Annotated in this window: 18 protein-coding genes; 3 read left to right on the plus strand and 15 right to left on the minus strand. The window is 39.0% G+C overall.

Going from position 1 to position 20,669, the window contains the following annotated elements; translation table 11 throughout:
- Positions 1 to 72: 72 nt before the first annotated feature.
- On the minus strand, positions 73 to 1,197 hold the full coding sequence (gene xerA, locus RM545_RS12565) for a site-specific tyrosine recombinase/integron integrase (RefSeq protein WP_311495631.1): 1,125 nt from the start codon (positions 1,195 to 1,197) through the stop codon (positions 73 to 75).
- 107 nt (positions 1,198 to 1,304) lie between these two features.
- On the opposite strand from xerA, the gene RM545_RS12570 reads away from it, so the two are divergent.
- Complete coding sequence (locus tag RM545_RS12570; RefSeq protein WP_311495632.1) at positions 1,305 to 1,697, plus strand: hypothetical protein; 393 nt, start codon at positions 1,305 to 1,307, stop codon at positions 1,695 to 1,697.
- A 443-nt stretch (positions 1,698 to 2,140) separates the two neighbouring features.
- Here RM545_RS12570 and RM545_RS12575 read toward each other — a convergent pair whose 3' ends face one another.
- The 7 genes from RM545_RS12575 to RM545_RS12605 all read right to left on the minus strand — a co-directional run bounded on the left by RM545_RS12575 (position 2,141) and on the right by RM545_RS12605 (position 8,417).
- The gene (locus RM545_RS12575; protein WP_311495633.1) at positions 2,141 to 3,364 is read right to left on the minus strand and encodes a DUF418 domain-containing protein; all 1,224 of its coding nucleotides are present in this window, start codon (positions 3,362 to 3,364) and stop codon (positions 2,141 to 2,143) included.
- Between the two features lie 277 nt (positions 3,365 to 3,641).
- Positions 3,642 to 4,259 carry a hypothetical protein gene (locus RM545_RS12580; RefSeq protein WP_311495634.1) on the minus strand — a complete coding sequence of 206 codons (618 nt, stop codon included), beginning with the start codon at positions 4,257 to 4,259 and terminating at the stop codon, positions 3,642 to 3,644.
- Positions 4,260 to 4,391: 132 nt separating this feature from the next.
- The gene (locus RM545_RS12585) at positions 4,392 to 5,414 is read right to left on the minus strand and encodes an alpha/beta hydrolase (RefSeq protein WP_311495635.1); all 1,023 of its coding nucleotides are present in this window, start codon (positions 5,412 to 5,414) and stop codon (positions 4,392 to 4,394) included.
- 317 nt (positions 5,415 to 5,731) lie between these two features.
- Positions 5,732 to 6,124, minus strand: a complete 393-nt coding sequence (locus tag RM545_RS12590) for a VOC family protein (protein WP_311495636.1) — start codon at positions 6,122 to 6,124, stop codon at positions 5,732 to 5,734.
- Between the two features lie 166 nt (positions 6,125 to 6,290).
- On the minus strand, positions 6,291 to 6,647 hold the full coding sequence (locus tag RM545_RS12595) for a helix-turn-helix domain-containing protein (protein ID WP_311495637.1): 357 nt from the start codon (positions 6,645 to 6,647) through the stop codon (positions 6,291 to 6,293).
- A 1-nt stretch (position 6,648) separates the two neighbouring features.
- Positions 6,649 to 6,942 (minus strand): type II toxin-antitoxin system HigB family toxin, encoded by a 294-nt coding sequence (locus RM545_RS12600; protein WP_311495698.1) that lies wholly within the window; start codon positions 6,940 to 6,942, stop codon positions 6,649 to 6,651.
- A gap of 194 nt (positions 6,943 to 7,136) precedes the next feature.
- Positions 7,137 to 8,417 carry an alginate export family protein gene (locus RM545_RS12605; protein ID WP_311495638.1) on the minus strand — a complete coding sequence of 427 codons (1,281 nt, stop codon included), beginning with the start codon at positions 8,415 to 8,417 and terminating at the stop codon, positions 7,137 to 7,139.
- 170 nt (positions 8,418 to 8,587) lie between these two features.
- On the opposite strand from RM545_RS12605, the gene cobA reads away from it, so the two are divergent.
- Both cobA and moaA read left to right on the plus strand, forming a co-directional pair.
- Complete coding sequence (gene cobA, locus RM545_RS12610) at positions 8,588 to 9,388, plus strand: uroporphyrinogen-III C-methyltransferase (RefSeq protein ID WP_311495639.1); 801 nt, start codon at positions 8,588 to 8,590, stop codon at positions 9,386 to 9,388.
- A gap of 152 nt (positions 9,389 to 9,540) precedes the next feature.
- A complete protein-coding gene (gene moaA, locus RM545_RS12615; RefSeq protein ID WP_311495640.1) occupies positions 9,541 to 10,548 on the plus strand; it encodes a GTP 3',8-cyclase MoaA in 1,008 nt (335 codons plus the stop codon).
- A 143-nt stretch (positions 10,549 to 10,691) separates the two neighbouring features.
- On the opposite strand, the gene RM545_RS12620 is transcribed toward moaA, so the two are convergent.
- The 7 genes from RM545_RS12620 to RM545_RS12650 all read right to left on the minus strand — a co-directional run bounded on the left by RM545_RS12620 (position 10,692) and on the right by RM545_RS12650 (position 20,665).
- A complete protein-coding gene (locus tag RM545_RS12620; RefSeq protein ID WP_311495641.1) occupies positions 10,692 to 10,955 on the minus strand; it encodes a type II toxin-antitoxin system RelE/ParE family toxin in 264 nt (87 codons plus the stop codon).
- Between the two features lie 32 nt (positions 10,956 to 10,987).
- Positions 10,988 to 11,233 carry a type II toxin-antitoxin system ParD family antitoxin gene (locus tag RM545_RS12625; RefSeq protein WP_311495699.1) on the minus strand — a complete coding sequence of 82 codons (246 nt, stop codon included), beginning with the start codon at positions 11,231 to 11,233 and terminating at the stop codon, positions 10,988 to 10,990.
- A gap of 232 nt (positions 11,234 to 11,465) precedes the next feature.
- Positions 11,466 to 12,908, minus strand: coding sequence for a rubredoxin (locus tag RM545_RS12630; RefSeq protein WP_311495642.1), 1,443 nt, complete (start codon positions 12,906 to 12,908; stop codon positions 11,466 to 11,468).
- Positions 12,905 to 16,426, minus strand: coding sequence for a molybdopterin-dependent oxidoreductase (locus RM545_RS12635; RefSeq protein ID WP_311495643.1), 3,522 nt, complete (start codon positions 16,424 to 16,426; stop codon positions 12,905 to 12,907). Before RM545_RS12635 ends, RM545_RS12630 begins: the two co-directional genes overlap by 4 nt.
- 103 nt (positions 16,427 to 16,529) lie before the next feature.
- Positions 16,530 to 17,951, minus strand: a complete 1,422-nt coding sequence (locus tag RM545_RS12640; RefSeq protein WP_311495644.1) for an MFS transporter — start codon at positions 17,949 to 17,951, stop codon at positions 16,530 to 16,532.
- Positions 17,952 to 18,133: 182 nt separating this feature from the next.
- Complete coding sequence (locus tag RM545_RS12645; protein ID WP_311495645.1) at positions 18,134 to 18,796, minus strand: response regulator transcription factor; 663 nt, start codon at positions 18,794 to 18,796, stop codon at positions 18,134 to 18,136.
- 51 nt (positions 18,797 to 18,847) lie between these two features.
- The gene (locus RM545_RS12650) at positions 18,848 to 20,665 is read right to left on the minus strand and encodes a sensor histidine kinase (protein WP_311495646.1); all 1,818 of its coding nucleotides are present in this window, start codon (positions 20,663 to 20,665) and stop codon (positions 18,848 to 18,850) included.
- Between the last annotated feature and the right edge of the window lie 4 nt (positions 20,666 to 20,669).

Below are 20,669 nucleotides of genomic sequence, written 5' to 3' on the forward strand. Positions count from 1 at the left end.
TCAATAAATGCACTAGTGCATTTTATTCTTGTAGTAAAATGCACTGGTACCTTTATATCTACTTTGTCTTTACTAATCTAAAGGGTTTTTTATTGTAAAAAAAATATTTGTGGCCACATGGGTATAGATTTCTGTTGTCTTTGTGCTTTTATGTCCCAAAAGCACCTGGATATACCTTAAATCTGTGCCACTCTCCAGCAAATGCGTGGCGAAGGAGTGTCGTAACATATGCGGTGTTACCCGTTTTCTTATTCCCGCCCTCCTGGCTGCTTCCCTTACAATTTTTGCTATACTCTCAGCCGAATAATGGTCTCCGGTAGGGCTTTCAAATAGAAAATTCTTTGGCCTCCATTCTAAATAGTAAGTTCTTAGATCTTTAAGAAGTTTTTCAGAAAGAATAGTATATCTGTCCCTATTGCCTTTTCCAGATCTCACTTTAATAAGCATTCTTTTGCCATCAATATCATTCAATTTAAGACACAATACTTCATTCCTCCTAAGGCCGGCAGAGTATAGTAAACTTACAATACAACGGTGTTTGATATTCCGGGTCTTATTTATAATAGAAAGCACATCTTCTTTGACCAGTACTTCAGGCAACTTTTCTTCTCTCCTGGGCCTTTCTATGGCATAAAACCTATTAGGCATTCCCATGACCACTTCGTAATAAAACTTTATAGCGTTAATGGCCTGATTAATATAGGAATGGGATTTATTGTCTGCTATGAGCTTCTGCAAATAAAGTCTCACATCATTTTCATCAAGATCAGACAGCTCCCGCTCTCCAAAATAATTCATAAAAGCTTCAAAACAGGATACATAGGTTCTTACTGTATTGTTCGCATAACGTTTAAGTTCCAGTTTAGCGAGATAATTTTCGGGACAGGCTTTTAAACCTTCAGATATCTCCCTTTTCCTAAACCATTCTACATCAAAAGAATCGTTTTCTCTTCCAAAATCACTCTTTGGAAAAAAGTAGTTGGAATTAACCCAGGCTACACCTTTAAATTGTTTGTAGATAAGATCCAGGTTGCCAGTGGTGTTTTTAACGTAAACCATCCTAAAGTCTTCGCTCCACTGCACACCCGGCAGGTTTCCCGCCAACGCTTCTATAACTTTGTCTGCATAAAACTGTAATCCAATGCACTTCTGCCTATCGATAAGCAAATGTTTAAGGGTGATAAATTTCTTATCCATGGATCCAGGTCTTCATTAATACTTATAAAAGTAATAACCCCGTGTTCCATATCTGTAGATTAGACGTATATTATACGTCTAATAAAACGTCTATACATCTAAAAATCATGAAGCCTTATCAATTTTGCCTGTCCTGCAATAAAGAGCTCGAAGGAAGGAGTGACAAAAAATTTTGTGATGCCTATTGTAAAAGTGCGTTTCATTACAACAAATCGCGCGATGATACGGGAAGCTTTTATTTAAAAGTAGACCGGCAGTTAAAGCTTAACCGTAAGATCCTCAAAAAATTTAATAAAGCAGGTAAAGCTACTGTCATATCTCAGGTATTATTGAGCCAGGGCTTCAATCCAAATTTCTTTTCTCATTACTGGAAAAACAGCAGCGGCGATGTTTATCTTTTCGTTTATGAATATGGCTTCTTATCCCGTCTTGAAAATGGTAAAGAGAAGTATATTCTGGTTACCTGGCAACCTTATATGGAAAAATCTCTTCTCCTATAAATTAGAAGCTAAGCCTGCAACAACTTCCATAGAAATTAAATTTCGGGTAGTCCTTCGGTTGCTGAGTTCCATATTCTTTTCAGCCAATGCGGCTAATATATGTTAAAAAATAAAAAATTGAAAGGCAAAACTTACTTTTTATCTCTTACTTCCTTACCAATTTCCTGGATTCAGCAAGACTCCTTTTTACTATTCCAGTCTCAACTATTGCGTTTGTTTTTCTTAGATTATTTTACCGGAGAATCTTTAAGCTAAACAATCTTTTTTTCTGAACGGAAAAAATTAGCCATTGTAAGTATATGAGGTGTTGTGAAAATTCAATATAAGTAACTCTTATTCAGATTGTACTATAGCCGGTGCTCCAAAATAACAATTTTCGCAATATAAGTAAGGATTTTACTGCTGAAGGTTTTCAGCTTAAATATTTTTCATTCTGAAGATCCTCAACTGCCGGAATGCTTTTTTCTTATAGAAGAAAACCTGAAATAAGTAAGTCCTTTCCACAACCACTCCACCGGGCCCTGCTTAAAATATTTTAACCAATATTCACTGAATTTCAGCTGTAAAAAAAAGATAAACACTGCGAAAACCACATTTATGGCGGGCGATGTAGTATCGAACAATCCTAATCCAAACTGATAAAAAAGTAGCAAACCAAACACTGTTTGCATCAAATAATTTGTTAAAGCCATCCTGCCCATTGCTCCTAAGGGTTTTAGTAGCCCATAAAAATAGTTGCTCCTCAATAGGAGCGTAATTCCTGTGATATAAAATATCGTGAGACAGGCATTATAGATACTAAACAGAAAACTTGCCAGCCATTTTAATTCCGGTACAACCGTAATGCCCGGAATAGTGACCAGGTTAAAAATATACATCAGCAATCCCGTAAACAGCAGGAAAAGAACAGCTTTTTCCGAAGATTTATTCCAAGTCATAAATTTCGAAACGTTCTGTTCTATAGCAGAAAACAGTCTTGTACAGCCGGCATAAAAACCTAACATAAAATATCCAAAGGTCATTAGAAGCCTTCCGCTTTCCAGCTGATACTTAATTTTTGCAGGCCAGGAATTCCAATTGCTTTTAAGAACAGAGAAAAAATCTTCATTTTGAACGAGAGCATAATATCTCCCTGCCTCCTCTTCCATAGGTAAACTGACTTCAGCATCTGGATTTTCTGTATTAAAAGCGTCAAAAATATGTGTGGGAAGGTTAATAATGAGCAGCAAAGAAAAAATTAGAAGCAGCTTAGGCGAAAGATTTCGAAAAAATAATAGTACCATTCCCAGTACTGCATAGATCGCCAGAATATCACCGCGCCACAAGATATGATGAACAACCCCAATAAAAAACAGCAGAAATAAGCGCCAGCTGTAAATCGTAAAAAAACGGATATTTGAGTTATTTTTGCGAAAATGCAGGTAAAAACTCAGCCCAAACAAGAAGGAAAAAACGGAGAAAAATTTTCCGAATACCAGGGCACCAAAGATCCCCATAGCTATTCCATCTGGTGTACTATCGTATTTTGAATAAACCTCTGCCGGCAATGCAGCACCGGTATACCAGATGATCATATGGGCGTACAAGATGCCTGCCAATGCAAATCCTCTTAATACATCTATAGTCTCAATCCTCTTTTTAGAGGTTGTAAAAAAACTTTCACCCATAGGAAACTATCGCACATATCCAAAAATCAGGTTTATACAAATACCTGTCCATCTCACAAAAAAATATCTCATCCTGCTTAACTCTCGCTCATTTATTTTTAAATACATGCCAAAAACAACAATCATAAAGAGGCTGCGGAAAAGAAGTTACAAGTGTTATTAGTTTCCGCAGTTTAATGAACGCCCGAAAATAGCAATTTTCGGCTTAAAAAGCTTTGGATTTCCATCAAACCGAATGAGAAATTTTTATAATGAATGCTTTTTAAAAATAAATGAATCAATATTCTTTATGCCATCCAAAGCCATAGGTCATGGCAACTCCCAAGTAACTGTGTTCTGAAATATTTCCTGTTAATTTAAATCCGAAACTTCTTCCGAAACTTGTAGGCTTTGTTACGGGTATAATGGCATATATGCGGTATGGTTTTTTTTTCGCTTTAAACCACTTGACATTCAGCTCATATGCAAACCCATAATGATCAGCTACTACTTTAAGTGACTGATCATTTTCATCCCTGAATTTTGCCTCGAATTCATTTTTAGATATTCCGCCTGAAAAGCTTAATGATCGACCGTTTTTAACGTAGCGCCTACCATACAGCAGTGCAAGTTCAGTATTCTTAAATTTTGATTTGACTATTGGAATACCAATTAACCCAATGGCAACAGCTCCATACTGAAATTGTGGATTTTCAATATGTCTTATAGTAAAGAAATGTTTTTCATACTGAATATTCCCACTCCCACCATACGCAAAACCACCAAATTCGCCAAAACTTCCACCATAGCCTAAAATGATTTCACCAAATAAGACGGGGTTCGTTTTTTTAATAGTGTCTTGTGAATAACATGAACTGAATAATATAACTGAAATTAAAACTAACAATATTCTCATAGTCTATTCTTAAATGATACTCAGCTCAAAATTAAGTTTACGAAATCTTACCTCAATTGCTACAGGTGGGAAAAACCCTGTTTTCTAAATTTGAATTTCTGAACTTTCTAAACACCTATTCTCAATCTAATGCTAATCCTCCCAAACTTCAGGTTCAGGTTGTAAAAATACATCCAGTGTTTCCTGTAGAAAATTTACTATTGCTTTCAGGACAGCATCTGTGTTTCTTGATTTCAAATTGCTTCCCATGAAATGCGTCTTTGGAGTTTCCAGTTGAACGAGTTCTTTCTGATCCTCTGGAGTAGAAATCATGCTGTGAACAGCAGGAAAAACTTCGACTTCCACATGTTCATCTTCCTCGAGGAAGTTTTCATAGTAGTAAAGTGTCAACACCGGGCAGTGCACGTTTTTAAAAGTTTCCTTTTTCATGGTGGTTTCCAGCAAAACCTGTAAATCCACCAGGGCTTTTGAAGGATATATTGTATCAAAATATTGTGTAGCTGCCTTAGATTCCAGCTCAATTTCCCTGTGTTCCCCAAAAGATACCAGGTTTGCCAGTTCGTAACCCCAGCGTGTGCTTAGCAACAAAGTTCCATTAACATCATCCTCAATATTCGGGGAAATATTAATGAGAGCATGAACAGAATTTGGATATGTGGCGGCCAGTTTTAAGGCTAATGTCCCTCCCGTAGAAGTACTAATGATGATTATCTTTTTTCCAATTTTTTGACCTATTACCAGAGCCTCTTTAGCCGATGCCCAGGCAGCTTCCGGAGAAAATGTTTCTAAAGCCTCTTCAGGTTTTAATCCGTGGCCGGCCCAGCGGGATAAATAGATGTTTGCTCCCAAAGTATCAGCCACCTGAACATTTACGGGATAACCATCCCGGTAACTTCCGGCGAATCCGTGCAGATAAACGATACTATATTCGTTTACATCCGGACTTCCATTTGCCCATAATATTCTCGCCTGGTTGTCTTCCCGAACAGGCTTTTTGGCTTCTGTGGCAATTATCAGGCTGTCGAGTGTTCTTAAATCATCCGGAAGCTCAGGAAGTTCTTCAGAATATACAGGTGTCGGAATCTTAGGCCCGGTGAAGTAAGTAATAATGAGGCCAATCATTATTATGAGAAGAATCCAATATCTTTTTTTCATGTTTTAGAAAGCACGACTGATGAGCTCAAAAATAATAAAAATTAAATCCCGGTTCTTTTAGTTTCGTATAAAAAGTGGTTTAACGATTGAGGTTTCCAAGAGGTCAGAGCAGGTACTGGGGTTTGTCGGCTTAAACATTTTTTAAGAAAATCCGTTTTCTTTTTTTCTTATAAATTGCTGCAACAGTTAGTATATGAAAAGTAGCGATTTCGAAGCAGGAAACATGCGGTTAAGCAGAAAGTTTGACACGAGCCAAAAGCCTTGAATTTATTACTATTTCGCCTATTTGTTATACCATTGTTGGCGGTTCGTTATTTTTATTCGGCTAATTGAGTTCCAATCGACCACACGTTTCCTGCAAAGTCCCTAAAACTTCCTCTTCGGTCTGGGTCGCCTTCCCTTTCCTTTGGTTTTTCAAGAGGTTCACAGCCCAAATCAATCGCCTTTTGGAATACATTATCAACATTCGGAACATAGATATGAGTCAATAATTTATTCGGTGGAAACTTGTCCGATGAATTTCCAAACATTAGCACAGAATCGTCAATTTTAATTTCAGCGTGCATTATTGTTCCGTCTGGCATATCATATTCCCTCAATTTCTCCGCATCAAAGATTTTGACTAACAGGTCAATCAGCTTTTGTGCTCCGTCCACAACGAAATACGGTGAGACAGAATTGTATCCGTTCGGTTTAAATGTTTTTTTCATAACTCCATCAATTTTGATTTATATTCTCATTTTGTTTTTTAATGACCGCCAACCTTTTATATAAAAACTGTGCGCGGGCGGGCGTGATTTTCCGATTTAAAACCGGTTGAAGCATTATTTTTTATCTCAGTTCTTTGGTTGCCCTTTGTGCGTTCCGTAATGTTGCTCAATAATCCTGGATCAAAACCTCGGTTGGGATATGCAATTTGGCGTTCAGTTTTCTAATCATTTCCAAAGTCAGTTTGCGCTTTTTGTTCATTATTTCGCTGACACGGCTTTTAAAGCCAATCATCTCGACCAAATCTTTTTGCTTTAAGCCCATTTGCTCCATTCTAAAATTGATTGCCGAAATTGGGTCGGGCATTCCAATCGGGAAATTCTCATTTTCATAATTGTCAATAACGATTGCTAAAATTTCCAGTTCGTCGCCTTCATCAGTTCCTCTTTTTGCATCAAAAATAACTTCCAAACGCTCAAGTGCTTTTCGGTAATCCGCTTCGTTTCTAATTGGTTTTATTTTCATCTTAAATTTCGTTTGCGTTAATCTTATCATATTCAGGGTGCGTCCCAATAAACCTTATCCAGGCAAGTTGATATTCAAAATTAAATTTGACAATCAGCCGGTAATCATTTCCTTTGATGTTGAAAACAATCCGGTTATCTTTTAAAATACTTGCGCTTGGATATTCATTCTTAAGTTCGTTAATAGATGACCAATTGGATTTTTCGGTTTCACGATACCAGGTTTTTAGCTGAAGTTCGCAATCGCCGTGCTTTTCCCAAAAATCCCTTATTGTATCCCTCGAAAATATTTTCACGTTAAATAGTTTGTCGCTAATATACAATAAAGTTACCAAAATGATAACTTTTTTCCGCATTTAAGGGCAACATACAAATAAATGCAGTATCCCGCATATTCTACTAATCTAAAGTAAATGCATTAAATAAGCTATCCACGCAAATCTTTTTACTTAAGTCATACCTGCAATTTCAACCACAAACTATCTCCACCCTAATCTTCGGCATTAAACTGAAACTGAAAAATACGCGGATTAATGATTAACTGTGCCCATCCCCAGTTATTGGTGTTTTCATTAGTGGTTCCTCCCTTTATCAGGCTCATACTTTCTGAAGCGAACATATGGGAATATCCGAGATTAAGAACCACGTTTTTTACCACGGGTCGGGTAAAAACCACATCAATTTCAGTTCCCAGGTAGTTGTCTGCATCTCCTGCTAAATCAGCATTCGAGCTAAAATAGTGCGCTTTTAGAAGTAAAGAAGACGTTGCTCCTGTCTTAAAAACAGTTTTTGCATAAAAGTCGTTTAACCCGACATTATTGGCGTGGTTACCTACGTAGAAGTAATCCATAAATCCGTTGAATTTATGGTTGGTCCCATACAACGGAAAAAATGAATTATTATCTCCTGTACTTCCCTGGTCTGTACCGCTAAGAAATTCGGCTCCCAGTCCAAAAAGCGTGCTTCCGGGTTTGTAAATTCCTTCCAGTGAAACCTGGTAAGCGCTCAGGTCCTGAGACGGAGTCGCCTGCCCAAACTGATAATACGCACTTCCTGAGAATTTTAGCGAAGACAGCGGAAATTGGAAGTAGGATCCGGCAGTTTGCCTGTTATAAACGCCATCTGCAACATTGCCGTCTGGGCCGGTAAATTTCTGGAAGCCATTATTCAGAAATAAAAGGCTCACCGCACTATTGGTCCACGTTTTTTTCAGATGGGCATACTGCATTGTTTTATAAGTAAAAAAGCCGGAAATCATATAAGGCGAGCCAAACAGCCGCTGTTCTTCCTGCCCATAAGCAAATCCCATATCCATAGCGAAGCTTCCTTTATTATACTGAAGAAGTGCCGCATCGTGAAATCGTCCCTGCATTGCCCAGTCAAGTCCGCCAAAAATCCGCTGGTCATCATAAGAAATTACCTGCCGGCCGACTTTCGCAGCCCAGTTATCACTCAGCTGCATCCTTGCCCAAGCCTGGAACAGGGAAAAAGAATCGTTGCCATCGTTAATCAAAATCTGCCGCGTATCGCCCCAGGTACTCACATCCTGAACACTCACCATAACCTGCAGCCTGTCTGCTGCATATCCAAAGTTCAACCGGGAACGCTGCGTAACAAAAGCAGCAGGATCTGTATTATCGGGAAAAAGATTTCCAAATCCATGGCGGTATTCAAATCTTGGCCTGATGTCTGCATCCAACGTAAAAGTCTGTGAAAAAGCCGAAGCTGTAAAAATGAAAAAGATCAAAAAAGTGTAGTAGTGGTTTTTCATAATGAGAAGTATTGGTTGACTTCAAAAATAAGAATGAAATTTTAAATTTACGTATAAATACGTATTTTTATTTCTATACTACGTATTTTCATTGTATATTTGTAAAACGAAAATAACCCCGGCGGAAAGAAGAATGAAGCTCCGGGCGTTATAAATAATCAGTTGAAACCATGGAAACCTTAAAAGATATCAACCCCAAAGTTACTTTAGTTGGCGCCGGACCCGGCGATCCCGATTTGTTAACTCTAAAAGCGGTTAAGGCACTGCAAAATGCCGACGCTGTACTTTACGATGCTTTGGTAAACGAAGAAATTTTAAAGTACGCACCAAATGCCGTTAAACTTTTCGTCGGAAAAAGAAAAGGTTGCCACTCTTATATGCAGGACCAGATCAACGATTTACTGGTCGCTTATGCCTTGAGATACGGACATGTAGTGCGGCTAAAAGGCGGAGATCCGTTTGTATTTGGACGTGGCCGTGAGGAAATGAACCATCTTTCTGAAGCAGGAATACCTTCTGAAGTTGTTCCGGGGATATCTTCGGCGCTTTCGGTTCCTGCGAGCAACGGAATTCCGGTTACGCACAGGAAAGTTGCTCAGAGTTTTTGGGTTTTAACGGGAACTACTACAAATCACAATTTGTCTGAAGACGTAGAACTTTCAGCACAATCCAAAGCCACTGTTGTGATCCTGATGGGGATGAGCAAACTTTCAGAAATTGTTTCCATCTTTAAAAAGCACGGAAAAGCTGAAATTCCTGTTGCAATTATTCAGAATGGGACAAAAGAAAATGAACGTCGCGCCATAGGAAAAATTTCAACTATTGAAAAAAAGGTCGCCGAACAAAATCTTTCTTCACCTGCAATTATAGTGATTGGAGAGGTTGTGGAAGTGGGCAACAGTCAATTGTCTGCCCTTGTGGAGGATGATTTTATTTATCAAAATCTGGACATTGAACCTCTTTCTGCATAATTTTTTCTTCGGAAGAAAACTCTGTTTGTTGGATAACCTGATAAAGCTGAAATTTTAATATGTCAGGCCGGGCGCAGTAAGGACTCTTTCTTTTGACCCTCTGAAATAATCATCTTAAAATATAAATTCTGCGGAAGCAAAATCCATACTAAATGATTAAAACAACCAATGTGCTTAATGATTCTTTTGGTCGGAAGCACAATTATCTCCGGATTTCCCTGATAGAAAAATGCAATCTTAGATGTGACTATTGCATGCCAGCGGCCGGCATTCCTTTAAGTCCAAAAAAGGAACTGATGAATGCAGATGAAATCCTGAAGATGGCCAAAATCTTTGTTTCACAGGGTGTGGACAAAATCAGGCTTACCGGCGGAGAGCCTCTGGTGCGTAAAGATTTTGCCGATATTGTAAAGAAACTGGCTACGCTTCCTGTCCGGCTTTCCATCACCACAAACGCCATACTTGCAGATAGGTTTATTGAAACTTTTCATCAATACGGACTAACAGATATTAATGTGAGCCTTGACACGCTCGAAACTGATAAATTTAAGATGATCACGCGTCGCGATCAGTTTAAAAAGGCTTACCAAAACATCCAGTTATTGATAAACGAAGGTTTTAATGTAAAAATTAATGCTGTTTTAATGCAGGATTTCAATAAGGACGAAATTGTGGATTTTGTGATGCTCACCAGGAATTCCCCAATTACGGTCCGTTTTATTGAATTTATGCCTTTTGACGGTAATCGCTGGAACAAATCCAAGTTAGTCACCGAAAAGGAAATTTTGGAAGAGGTAACGGACTTTTTTGGTGACAAATACCTTCATAAATTGGAAGATGAGCAGCATTTCACTTCAAGAAACTACCAAATTGAAGGTTTTGAAGGCAAATTCGGAATTATTAGTTCTGTGACCAATCCTTTTTGTTCCGGGTGTAACAGGATTCGGCTTACCGCCAACGGAAAGATCAAAAATTGCCTGTTTTCAAATCACGAATTAGATCTTCTTACAGCTTTAAGAGAAGGACGGGACGTAAAAGAACTTATTCTGAAGTCTCTGGGTGAGAAAAAGAAGGTTCGTGCAGGAATGGATGATTTTGAGAAGCTAAACGACCCGGAAAAGCATAACAAAAACAGAAGCATGATCTCTATTGGAGGCTGAAAATTGCCATTTTTGAGCAGTGACTTTTTATTGGAATTTCCTTCAGCTGAATTCTGAAAAAGTGTCTTCAGTCTTCAGAAATACAGTTTTTAAATGAGATCGTGAAAATGCCAATTATCGACCATCAGCAGATTTCTATTTTCTTACTTCAGTTGCTTTTTAATGTCCATTCGTTGGTGCAAAATCCTAACGATTTCCACAACGTCATTTTCTACTTTTCTGTAAAAAATCAGGTGTGATTTTATTTTAGTTACACGATAGTTTTCTCGTGTCTGTTCTGCTGATTTTCCAGCAAGAAAATTATCAGCAATGAACTCTATTTCTTCTATTACCAATTGGAAATAACTATCCGCTTGTCCTTTTGACCACTTTTTTAAAAGTATAAGTCCAGATTTTATCGAGATCATCAATCGCCTGCTGACTTATGCGATACTTACTTTTAGGCATTTTGTTGGCGATGTAACTCTTTTAAGTGTTGCTGTGGGTCAAAGTTTTCAACAAATCCACTTTTCTCTCCAATTTCAAGTGCTTTTATGAGTTCTCTTTCTTTTTTCTCCTCATGTTCTAATAATCGCAAAGCAGAACGTATTACTTCACTTACTGAACTATATCTGCCAGATCTGACTTCCTCCTTTATAAAATCCTCAAAATAACTTCCGAGTGAAATTGACGTGTTTTTTCCCATGGCAATAAGTATTTGCTCAAAAATACCAAAACTTGGTAATGAAACCAAATCTTCCCGCAACTGAAGTATATCTATAAAGAATCAAGAACGCGAGTTTTTTTAACGGAAGCCTGGAAAATGTCAATTATCGATCTTTGGTAGATTCAGGATTAATTTTTTTAATTATTTGCTTTTCTTTTTAATACCTACAAGGTTTTAAAAACCTTGCAGGAAGACGAAAATCCGTCAAAACCTAATCTACCTGCTTTACAAATACCTTCATTTTAAAAGCAGCTTTAGGAGCTTCACAAACCGGACAGGTATAGTCATCTTCCAGCTCTTTAAACGCTGTTCCCTTTGGAATTCCCTGCGTCTCATCGCCATAAGCTTTGTCATAGACCGTAAAACACTCCTGACACTGAAAAACCTCAGCTTCTATCACATCTTTTCTCGGTCCTTTTGCTTTTTCCTCTTCCTTTTTGTTCCCCAGCTGCTCAAAATACATCTGGCTCAACTCCATGAGCAGGCTTGGCAATTCCACTTTATCCACATCCTGAACATGCGTTATATATTCGCGGGTATTGGGGTCAAAATCCCGTGCATAAAGTAAATTAAACGTATCCCGAATGTCAAAATCGGATAAATCCTGCGGAGTTTTGTTCTTTTCGATCACTATGGAAGTGAAATAATAAACCCTTCTTGTATAATTGGCAATCCCAAAGGTAAGCCCGTAAGTACTAATATCGTTCTGGTCAAAATTAGCCACGAGGTACTTTTTAAGTCTTAATGCTTCCTCATTGGCTACCGGCAAATGCCAGTTGAGTTCCAGCATAGAATGGCGCACATTTATTCCGAATTTTCCCAACAACTTCTCCCATTGTAGTTTTGTCTCTTCGGGAATTCCCTTTACAATAAAGGATTTCCAGGGTGTGATGCAAATTCTTCCAATTTTCGACTCGGCACAAAGGTCACACATCGCCTTCAGAAATTCCAGGTCGTATTTATTGTTTCTCCAGTATAAACCCAGCCAGTATTTTCCGGTTCCCGTGCGGTTCATCCCTTCATAATACGGAAAAGGATAGAACGGCACTTCCAGTGGCTTGTCTACTGTTCGGTTTTCTGTATCGACAGCATCGTTCACCAGGTCAAAAATCATTTCTATGGTTTCCGGCTCCTCCTGAAGGATATTCTCCACTGCCTGCCCGATTTTACCAATATCCCAGCTGTAAATTAATGCCGGATACATTTCAACTTTTTCCCATTCCGGTAACCTGATGTACAAATACCAGTAATCTTCATGTTCTGAAGCGATAAAATTTAAATGTCCTGTAAACAACGGAACCAGTCTTTGCCTTGGCTCTGTAATGTTAATTTTTAATAACGGATCAAATCTAATTTGTTCCAGAATGTACAGGTAACGATCGCCGGTGAGCCAAGGCGTAGTGGGAAAAATATTTGTTGAAACATATGATGAAACGATGTTCTCTATAGTGTCTGAATTCGGCTTTACAATGGATAAGCTATCAAATTTCTCCAGGTTTGTCTCGTCTGTCGCTTCCGGAAGTAAAATGTCCTGCCGGGAACCAAAAGAGATGGTTTTAAGTCCGGCACCTTCAGCAGTTTCTGCTATAGATTTTAATTCCGCAGGTGAAAGTACGCCGCCCTTTACAATTATTCTTAAAAGATTTTTTCTCATGCCAGTTCTTTTGATGTGTTCAGTATTTCACGGACTTCGGTTTTACAACTTCCGCAGCCAAGACCCGCCCCGGTTTGTTTACAAAGTTCTTCGAAGTTGGTACAGCCTTTACTTACAGCTTCCTCAAGATTACCGGCACCTACCTGGCTACAGGAACACACGAGCCTTCCTAAAACAGGCTTCTCTTTACCGGCACCACGCAGGAGTTTGTCCCGCTTATCTGATAATTCTATCTTGCTTTCTATAAGGTTCTTAAATTCGGCAAATTCGTCTTTATTTCCCATTAAAACAGCACCAATAAGAAGATCGTCCTTTACAATGCATTTCTTATAATAACGCTTCCTGACATCAGTAAAAATGATTTCTTCATAACTGTCGTCATTTTCAGGGATATTGATGTCGCCAATGCTGCAAACATCCAGATCATTGAATTTTAGGATATTCATTAAAACTGAACCTTTGTAGGTACTACTAATATCACCGGCCATGAAATTGGCTAGAATAGCCGCCTGCTCCTCTGCCGCAGATGTTATTCCGAATAATTTATTTTCAAATTCCGCAATCTCACCCAAAGCAAAAATGTCGGGATTGGAAGACTGCATATGTTGATTTACTTTCACACCGCGGCCACAAACGATACCGCTTTCCTTAGCGATTTCAATATTTGGCCGCGTACCAATTGCGTAAACGATGGAATGTGCAGTGATTATTTTACCACTTTTTAGAGTAACATTCAGCTCCCTGGTATCTTCATCATCAAAAACAGTACTTACTTCATTATCGAAATAAATCTGAATACCACGCTCGGTAACATCCTGTGCCAGCAGTTTGCTGGAAGTGAGATCCAGCTGCCGCTCCATTAATCTTGAAGAACGCTGAACAATAGTTATTTTAAGATTTTTGTGTTTTAAAGCCGCGGCAAGTTCCAGACCTAAAAGTCCGCCACCAACGATCACGACATGTTGCTGCTCCGGCGGAAGTTTTGTTGCTTCCATATAAGCCTTAAAGCTATCGGCATCTTCTTTACTCCGCATCGTAAACCTTCCGGGAAGTTGCAGTTGTGCGTCTTTTGGAGTAAACGCGCGGCTACCGGTGGCGAGGATCAGTTTGTCGAAAGTATGCGAAATTCCCTTATTATCGACCACCAACTTTTCTTTGGGATCAATTTTGACTATATAAGTTTCTGCGTGGAGGCTTATTCTTAGCTTTTGCAGTTCCTTCTCCTTAATTTTTAAAAGCTGCTCCCAGGTAAGTTCTTCAGTAATATACTCCGGAAGTAAAACGCGGTTATAAAAAGGATGTGCTTCTTTGGAAAAGACGTGCAATTCGTCTTCCCCGTTATGCTCCCTGTAATTCTGAATAAACCTGAAAGAGGCCGCCCCTGCTCCTATTACCAGTATTTTCTCCTTTGTTTTTCTAAATCTGGAAACGGAAACCGCAGTATATTTAAAATCTGGCTCTTTGGAAATAGGATCTACTTTTGTGTGGGTTAAATTGTTAGCACGATTAAGATCGTTCTTTAGCTTTTTACCCCAATGCATCGGAAGAAATACAACTCCTTCCCGTACATTTTCGCTAACCTTTGCACGGACTCTCACTGTCCCGTTCGGACTTTTAATTTCGGTAACATCACCATCTTTTATATGATTCAGATACGCATCAACGAGATTAATTTCCAGGATAGGATCTGGATAATGTGTTTTTAACCTCGCAACTTTTCCTGTACGGGTCATCGTATGCCATTGATCACGGATTCTTCCAGTGGTGAGAATCAGCGGATATTCTTCATTTGGCTTCGCAGAAGTATTCTCCACACTTTGCGGAACATTGAAAATTGCCTTTTCTGAAGGTGTGTAAAACTTTTTGTCTTCAAACAGTCTTGGAGTTCCCGGATGACGATACTCCGGCACGGGCCATTGAAAAGTGCCTTCGTTTTTGAGCCTGTCATAATTAAGGTAAGAGATATCGATCTTTGTACCTTTGGTCATCGCAGCATATTCTTTGTAAATCTCTTCGGTACTATTGTAATTGAATCCGCGGAAGCCCATTTTTTTTGCAAAATCACATAGAATTTCAACATCTGGCCTTGCTTCTCCGGGAGGATGAATTTCTTTGTTCAGATAAGAAATCCTTCTTTCTGAATTGGTCATTGTACCTTCTTTTTCCAGCCATCCAGCCGCCGGAAGCACCAGATCTGCATAAGAAACAGTATCAGATTTATGGGAAATATCCTGAACGACCACAAATTTGGCATTTTTGAGCGCCCGCTCTGCCTGCCTCGCGTTGGGCATACTCACCACTGGATTGGTACAGATAATCCAAACTGCCTTCAGCTTTCCTTCTTCCAGCGCATCAAACATTTCTGTAGCTGTATATCCCGGTTTAGCAGAAATTTCTTCCACGCCCCAGTATTGCGCCACTTCTTTCCTGTGTTCTTCGTTAGCGAGATCTTTATGCACCGCCAGCAGGTTCGCCATACCTCCCACTTCGCGTCCTCCCATTGCATTTGGCTGCCCGGTTAATGAAAAAGGACCTGAACCCGGCTTTCCTACATGGCCGGTCACCAAACTGAGGTTCAGCAAAGAAAAATTTTTATCAGAACCAACTGCACTTTGATTAAGGCCCATTGCCCACATACTTATAAAGCCTTTGGAACGGCCAATAATAGTGGCTGCTTTTTTAATGTCAGCAGCCGGAACTCCGCATAATTTCGCCGACTGATTTAAAGATAAGGACATCACCTTGTCCCTGTATTCCTTAAAACCCTCAGTGTGCTTAGTGACAAAGTTTTTGTCTACGTACCCTCTTTTTATCAATTGCCGACCTATTGCATGATATAGAATCACATCTGTACCCGGAATTAGCTGAAGGTGCAGGTCTGCAAAATTTGCGGAATCTGTCTTTCGTGGATCTGCAACGATAATTTTCACATCCGGATTTTCCTCTTTATGCTTTTCCAGTCTTCTGAAAAGGATAGGATGACACCAGGCGGGATTTGCTCCGGCTATAAGAAAACAATCTGCCAACTCAATATCTTCGTAACTTACGGGAACAGAATCTTCGCCGAAAGTTTTTTTATAGCCCACCACGGCAGAACTCATACATAACCGGGAATTTGTATCAATATTGTTTGTTCCCAGGAAGCCTTTGGTAAGTTTGTTGGCGATATAATATTCTTCAGTAAGGCACTGCCCGGAGACGTAAATCCCCACGCTGTCCGGCCCATGCTTTCGTATAATGGATTTAAAAACACCTGCAGCCCTTTCCATAGCATCGTCCCAGCTCACCCGTTCCCGGGGATGAGACCTGCTCCAGCGCATTTCGGGATATAAAATTCTGTCTGAAGTATCGTTAACTACATAGTCCAGATTCATTCCTTTTGAACAAAGCATACCCTTGTTCACAGGGTGATTTTTATCTCCCTCCACTTCTATGCGGTTTCGTGCGTCTTTTTTTACAACAACACCACATCCTACTCCGCAATATGAACATGTACTTTTTACTTCCTTTTCGAGCATGTGCCGAATATTTTTCAATTTAAGCTCTTCTAAAGACATTACTTTTTCAAATAATTGTTCCTTCAGAAAAGCTTTTACTATTTAAATTTTTCAGTGCTTAAAATTAAGCATTTGCAGGTGCAGTATTACCATAAGATTCCTGAAGTTCTTCCTGTGCAATCTTTTCATCTTTTACTGAAAAACGTATTCCGAGTGCCACAATTCCTGTGGTTACCACTATTAACCCAATTAACAGATAGCCTTCGGAAACCGCCTGGGATGCAGCCGCAGCCTGTGCAGATCGTATTGCTTCTTCGCCGAGTCCCTCAGTAGCTGCAATTGCTGCCCTTTCTGAAGCAGCTGATTTAAATTTTAACAACATCGCAGCAAGGAAAGCACCTACATTCCCTCCTGCTCCAACAATTCCCGAAATGGATCCAATTGCTTTTTTATTTATAAAAGGTACAACAGAAAACGTAGCACCCTCTGCCATTTGTACAGAAAGACTAAATAAAATTAGAAACCCGAAAGCAAGATAAATTGTTGAAATACTGGAAAAGGATGCCAGCATTACCCCCTGGACCACCATTATAAAAGACAAAAATACCACTCTTCCTTTTAATCCTCTCGATTTTCCAAACCTGTCCCCGAAAAAACCTCCGAGGGTACGTGCAAAAATGTTCATTAAAGCAAAGGAAAGGACGATGTTACCGGCGGTAATTCTTTCAAGCTGAAAGGTGTTTTGCAAATAATCATCCATTGTTCCATAAACCGTAAGTTCTATCCCAAAACAGGCTGCGTATACTACAAATAGAATCCAGACCCTGTAATCTTTTATAGCTGTAAGAAATCCTTCCTGGTCTTTTTTGATTTTTGGAACATCACCGGTTTCAGCAAGATCTTTGAAATTTCCTTCCGGGGTATCCTGGGTAAAGAAGTAATAAACCACACCCATGGTAAAACATAAAATTCCGGCAACAATAAGAGAATATCTCCATGCTTCTGTTTCAGCAGCACCAAAGCCAATAACAATAGCGGCTATAATTGGCATTCCCAGTCTGTTTGCTCCACCACCAAGATTTCCCCAGCCTGCAGAAGTTGCATTGGCCGTTCCCACAACGTTTGTGGAAAACATCAATGAAGTATGCACCTGTGTAATTACAAAAGACGCTCCTATAAATCCTGTTAATAACCGACAAAGAAGAAACTGAAAAGGTGTTTGAACAAATCCCGTAAGGATAACCGGAATTGCCCCCAGAACCAGAAGCCAGGTATAACAAAGCCTTGGACCATACTTGTCGCAAAGTTTACCTATTAATAAACGGGCAAACACAGTTCCCGTTACCGCAAGAACTACGGAATTCCACTTTTGTCCAGGAGTCATTCCCAAATCCCTCACCACGTCTGGCATAAAGGGAACCACCCCAAACCATGCAAAGAAACATAGAAAGAATGCCAGTGAAGTAATCCAAAAGGTACGAATTGGTACACTTTTGATGTTTCGTAAATCGAATTTTGTTGCTTTTGTTGAAGTTGAATTTTTCATGACGTAAGATTTATAAATGCTAAATTAAGTAATTATACTTATCTAATACTTATAAAAATACGTATTTCTTGAAAAAATATGTACTCAGTAATTTATTCCATATTTTTCTATAATTCTCTAAAACAAGGTTCTAAAAATTACCAAGAAAGTAAAATCTGCTTAGTCTGGACATCTTCTTTTTACTACACAAGATCATATTCCCTGGCTTTATTCGTAAGTTCAATTAGATTTTTTACATCTAACTTTTTCATCAGGTTAAAACGGTGTACCTCAGCAGTTCTCTTACTTATATTAAGCTCCTCTCCTATCTCCTTATTACTTTTTCCATCCATCACAAGGGTGAGTATCTGGGTTTCTCTTTTTGTAAGGTTAAAAGGATCTTCAACTGTTTTGTTAGACTTTTGAGTTGAAGCTGCTTTTCCATTTGAAAAATTATCAACCAGGATCGAAGAAATATCCCCGGAAAAATACTTACCTCCTTCGGCTACCCTGTGCAGGGCTTTTAAAAATTCATCTTTACTTGCTCCTTTTAACAGGTAACCATCTGCACCTACCTGTACAGATTGCAAGACATATTCTTCTGAATCGTGCATAGAAAGAACAAGAGTTTTTAGCGGTAAGTTTTCTTCTCTTATCTTCTTTACCACCTCTATACCTGTTAGACCTGGCATACGTATATCTACAACCAAAACATCGGGTTGAGATGATTTAACAGCCTCTAAAGCTTTAAGCCCATCAGAAGCTTCATCTACTATATCGATATCGGATTCGTCTTCAAGTAAGGCTTTTATTCCATCTCTTACCAGAACATGATCATCGGCGAGAACTATACGTATTTTGCTCATTTTTGATTTTTTTTTAAACGTCTAAATTAATGAATTTATAGTAAAGAGGAGTTATTTCGATAATGGAAGGTTCAAGGTGATTTTTGTGCCCTTACCTACTTCTGAAGTAACGAAAAGACGCCCCTGGATATACTTTATTCGCTCTTTCATAAACGTCATTCCCATACCACCGGAATCTGCTCTGTCAGATTTAGTTTCCTGTTTTTCAAAGCCTTTTCCATTGTCATCTATGGTTACACTTAAAATAGTATTGCTGTGGGAAACAGAAACGATAATATGCGTTGAATCTGCATACTTTATGGCATTATTAATTGCTTCCTGTGTAATCCTGTAAATATTTATTTCTGCCAGGGAATCCAGACGCTGATTAAAACCTGTTTTATCGTACAGAATAATATTCTTTCCCGTTAGTCTGGAAAGTTCCTGTGTAAGTTTGGTCAACGCAGGAACAATTCCGTAATCTGATAATTCCGGAGGCATAAGGTTAAAAGTAGCTGTTCGCACTCCTTTTATAATTTCCCCAGTCAACTGTTTTAAATTTTCAATCTTCTTAGCTGCCTTTTCTGTTTGTTTAACATCAATACTCTCAAGGTTAAAATTTAAGCCGGTAAGCATTTGCCCAATTCCGTCATGTATATCTTTGGCAATACGATTTTGCTCATTTTCCTGGTTTTCAATAATCTTACTGGAAACCAGTTTCTGCTGATTTATTTTTTCCTGAAATCTCTTTTGCCTTAAATCTTCAATCTCTATCTGTGCTTCCTTACGCGTGGTAATATCTGAAGCGATCACTAAAATTTCCCAATTATCGGCAGTAGCACTAAATGGTATCAGTGCCATTTCCAGCCAGACCGTTCTGCCGTCTTCTGTCGTTGCTTTTACCTCTCCCTGCCATTCTTTTCTGAAGTTTTCTTCCAGCAGGTGCTCTATATGCTTTCTCTCCTCTTCTTTAGCCGAAAGTAAATCTGAAAACTTATTGTATTCTCCGTATTTCCTTAATTTGAAAAGTCTCGAGAACTTTTCTCCCATTTCCAGAATATTCCCGTCTACATCTAACCTCGCAAAAAGTAAAGTCCTGTTCATTGCCTGGTTTAGAACCCGCAATTCCTTTACAGACTTTTCCTTGGCACGACTTAATTCATCGGCATCTTTTGCCATCTTTTTGGCATCCTTTTCCGCCTGAAGCAATTTGTAAATGGTTCCCCTCACCCCCTTTGCAGCTGGAAGAAATATAAAAAGTAGTTCACTTAAAAGTATAATGAGCGTAATGGCCATTAGGAGCCATTCCAGATTTTGCAGTCTCCGAACTTTTTCCCCGGCCTCTTCTTCAAACTGATTTACAATTTGATCCATCACATGAAGAAATCCGGCTTCATTTTTTGCAACTGTAGCGATTTCATCACGCATCTTTTCCACAGAAGTCTGCGGATTCTCTTCAAGTTGCCGTATAATAGCTTCAGAAGCATTAGTGATTTGCACAAAGTAAGGATCTACTTTCCTAAACATTGCTGTGATTTCCGCACTATTATTTCCCGGAAGTTCCAGACTGTCATTTCCCTCCCTCAATGCCCGATGGGAAAATTGCCATATCTCCAGAGTAGCCTCAATACTGTCTTTTATGTTTATTCTCCCGTCCTGCTTATCTGTAACTAAAAGCTTAAGGGTTTCTTTGGACAGTTTCTGACTCAACATCCTTTGCCGACCCGCAATATTCACGACCGTGGAATCATTTTCCTGGTCATTAAGATATCTATGAATAAGAATTTGGCTTACAATTACTGAAAAAGCAATTGCACTTAAGGCAAGAATATAAAGTCTGCTTAACTTTTTAAAAGTTTTTTGATCTAGGGAAAATCCTTCACCTGGCATGGAA

The sequence above is a fragment of the Autumnicola lenta genome, assembly GCF_031846515.1.
In the GTDB taxonomy this organism is placed as follows: domain Bacteria; phylum Bacteroidota; class Bacteroidia; order Flavobacteriales; family Flavobacteriaceae; genus Autumnicola; species Autumnicola lenta.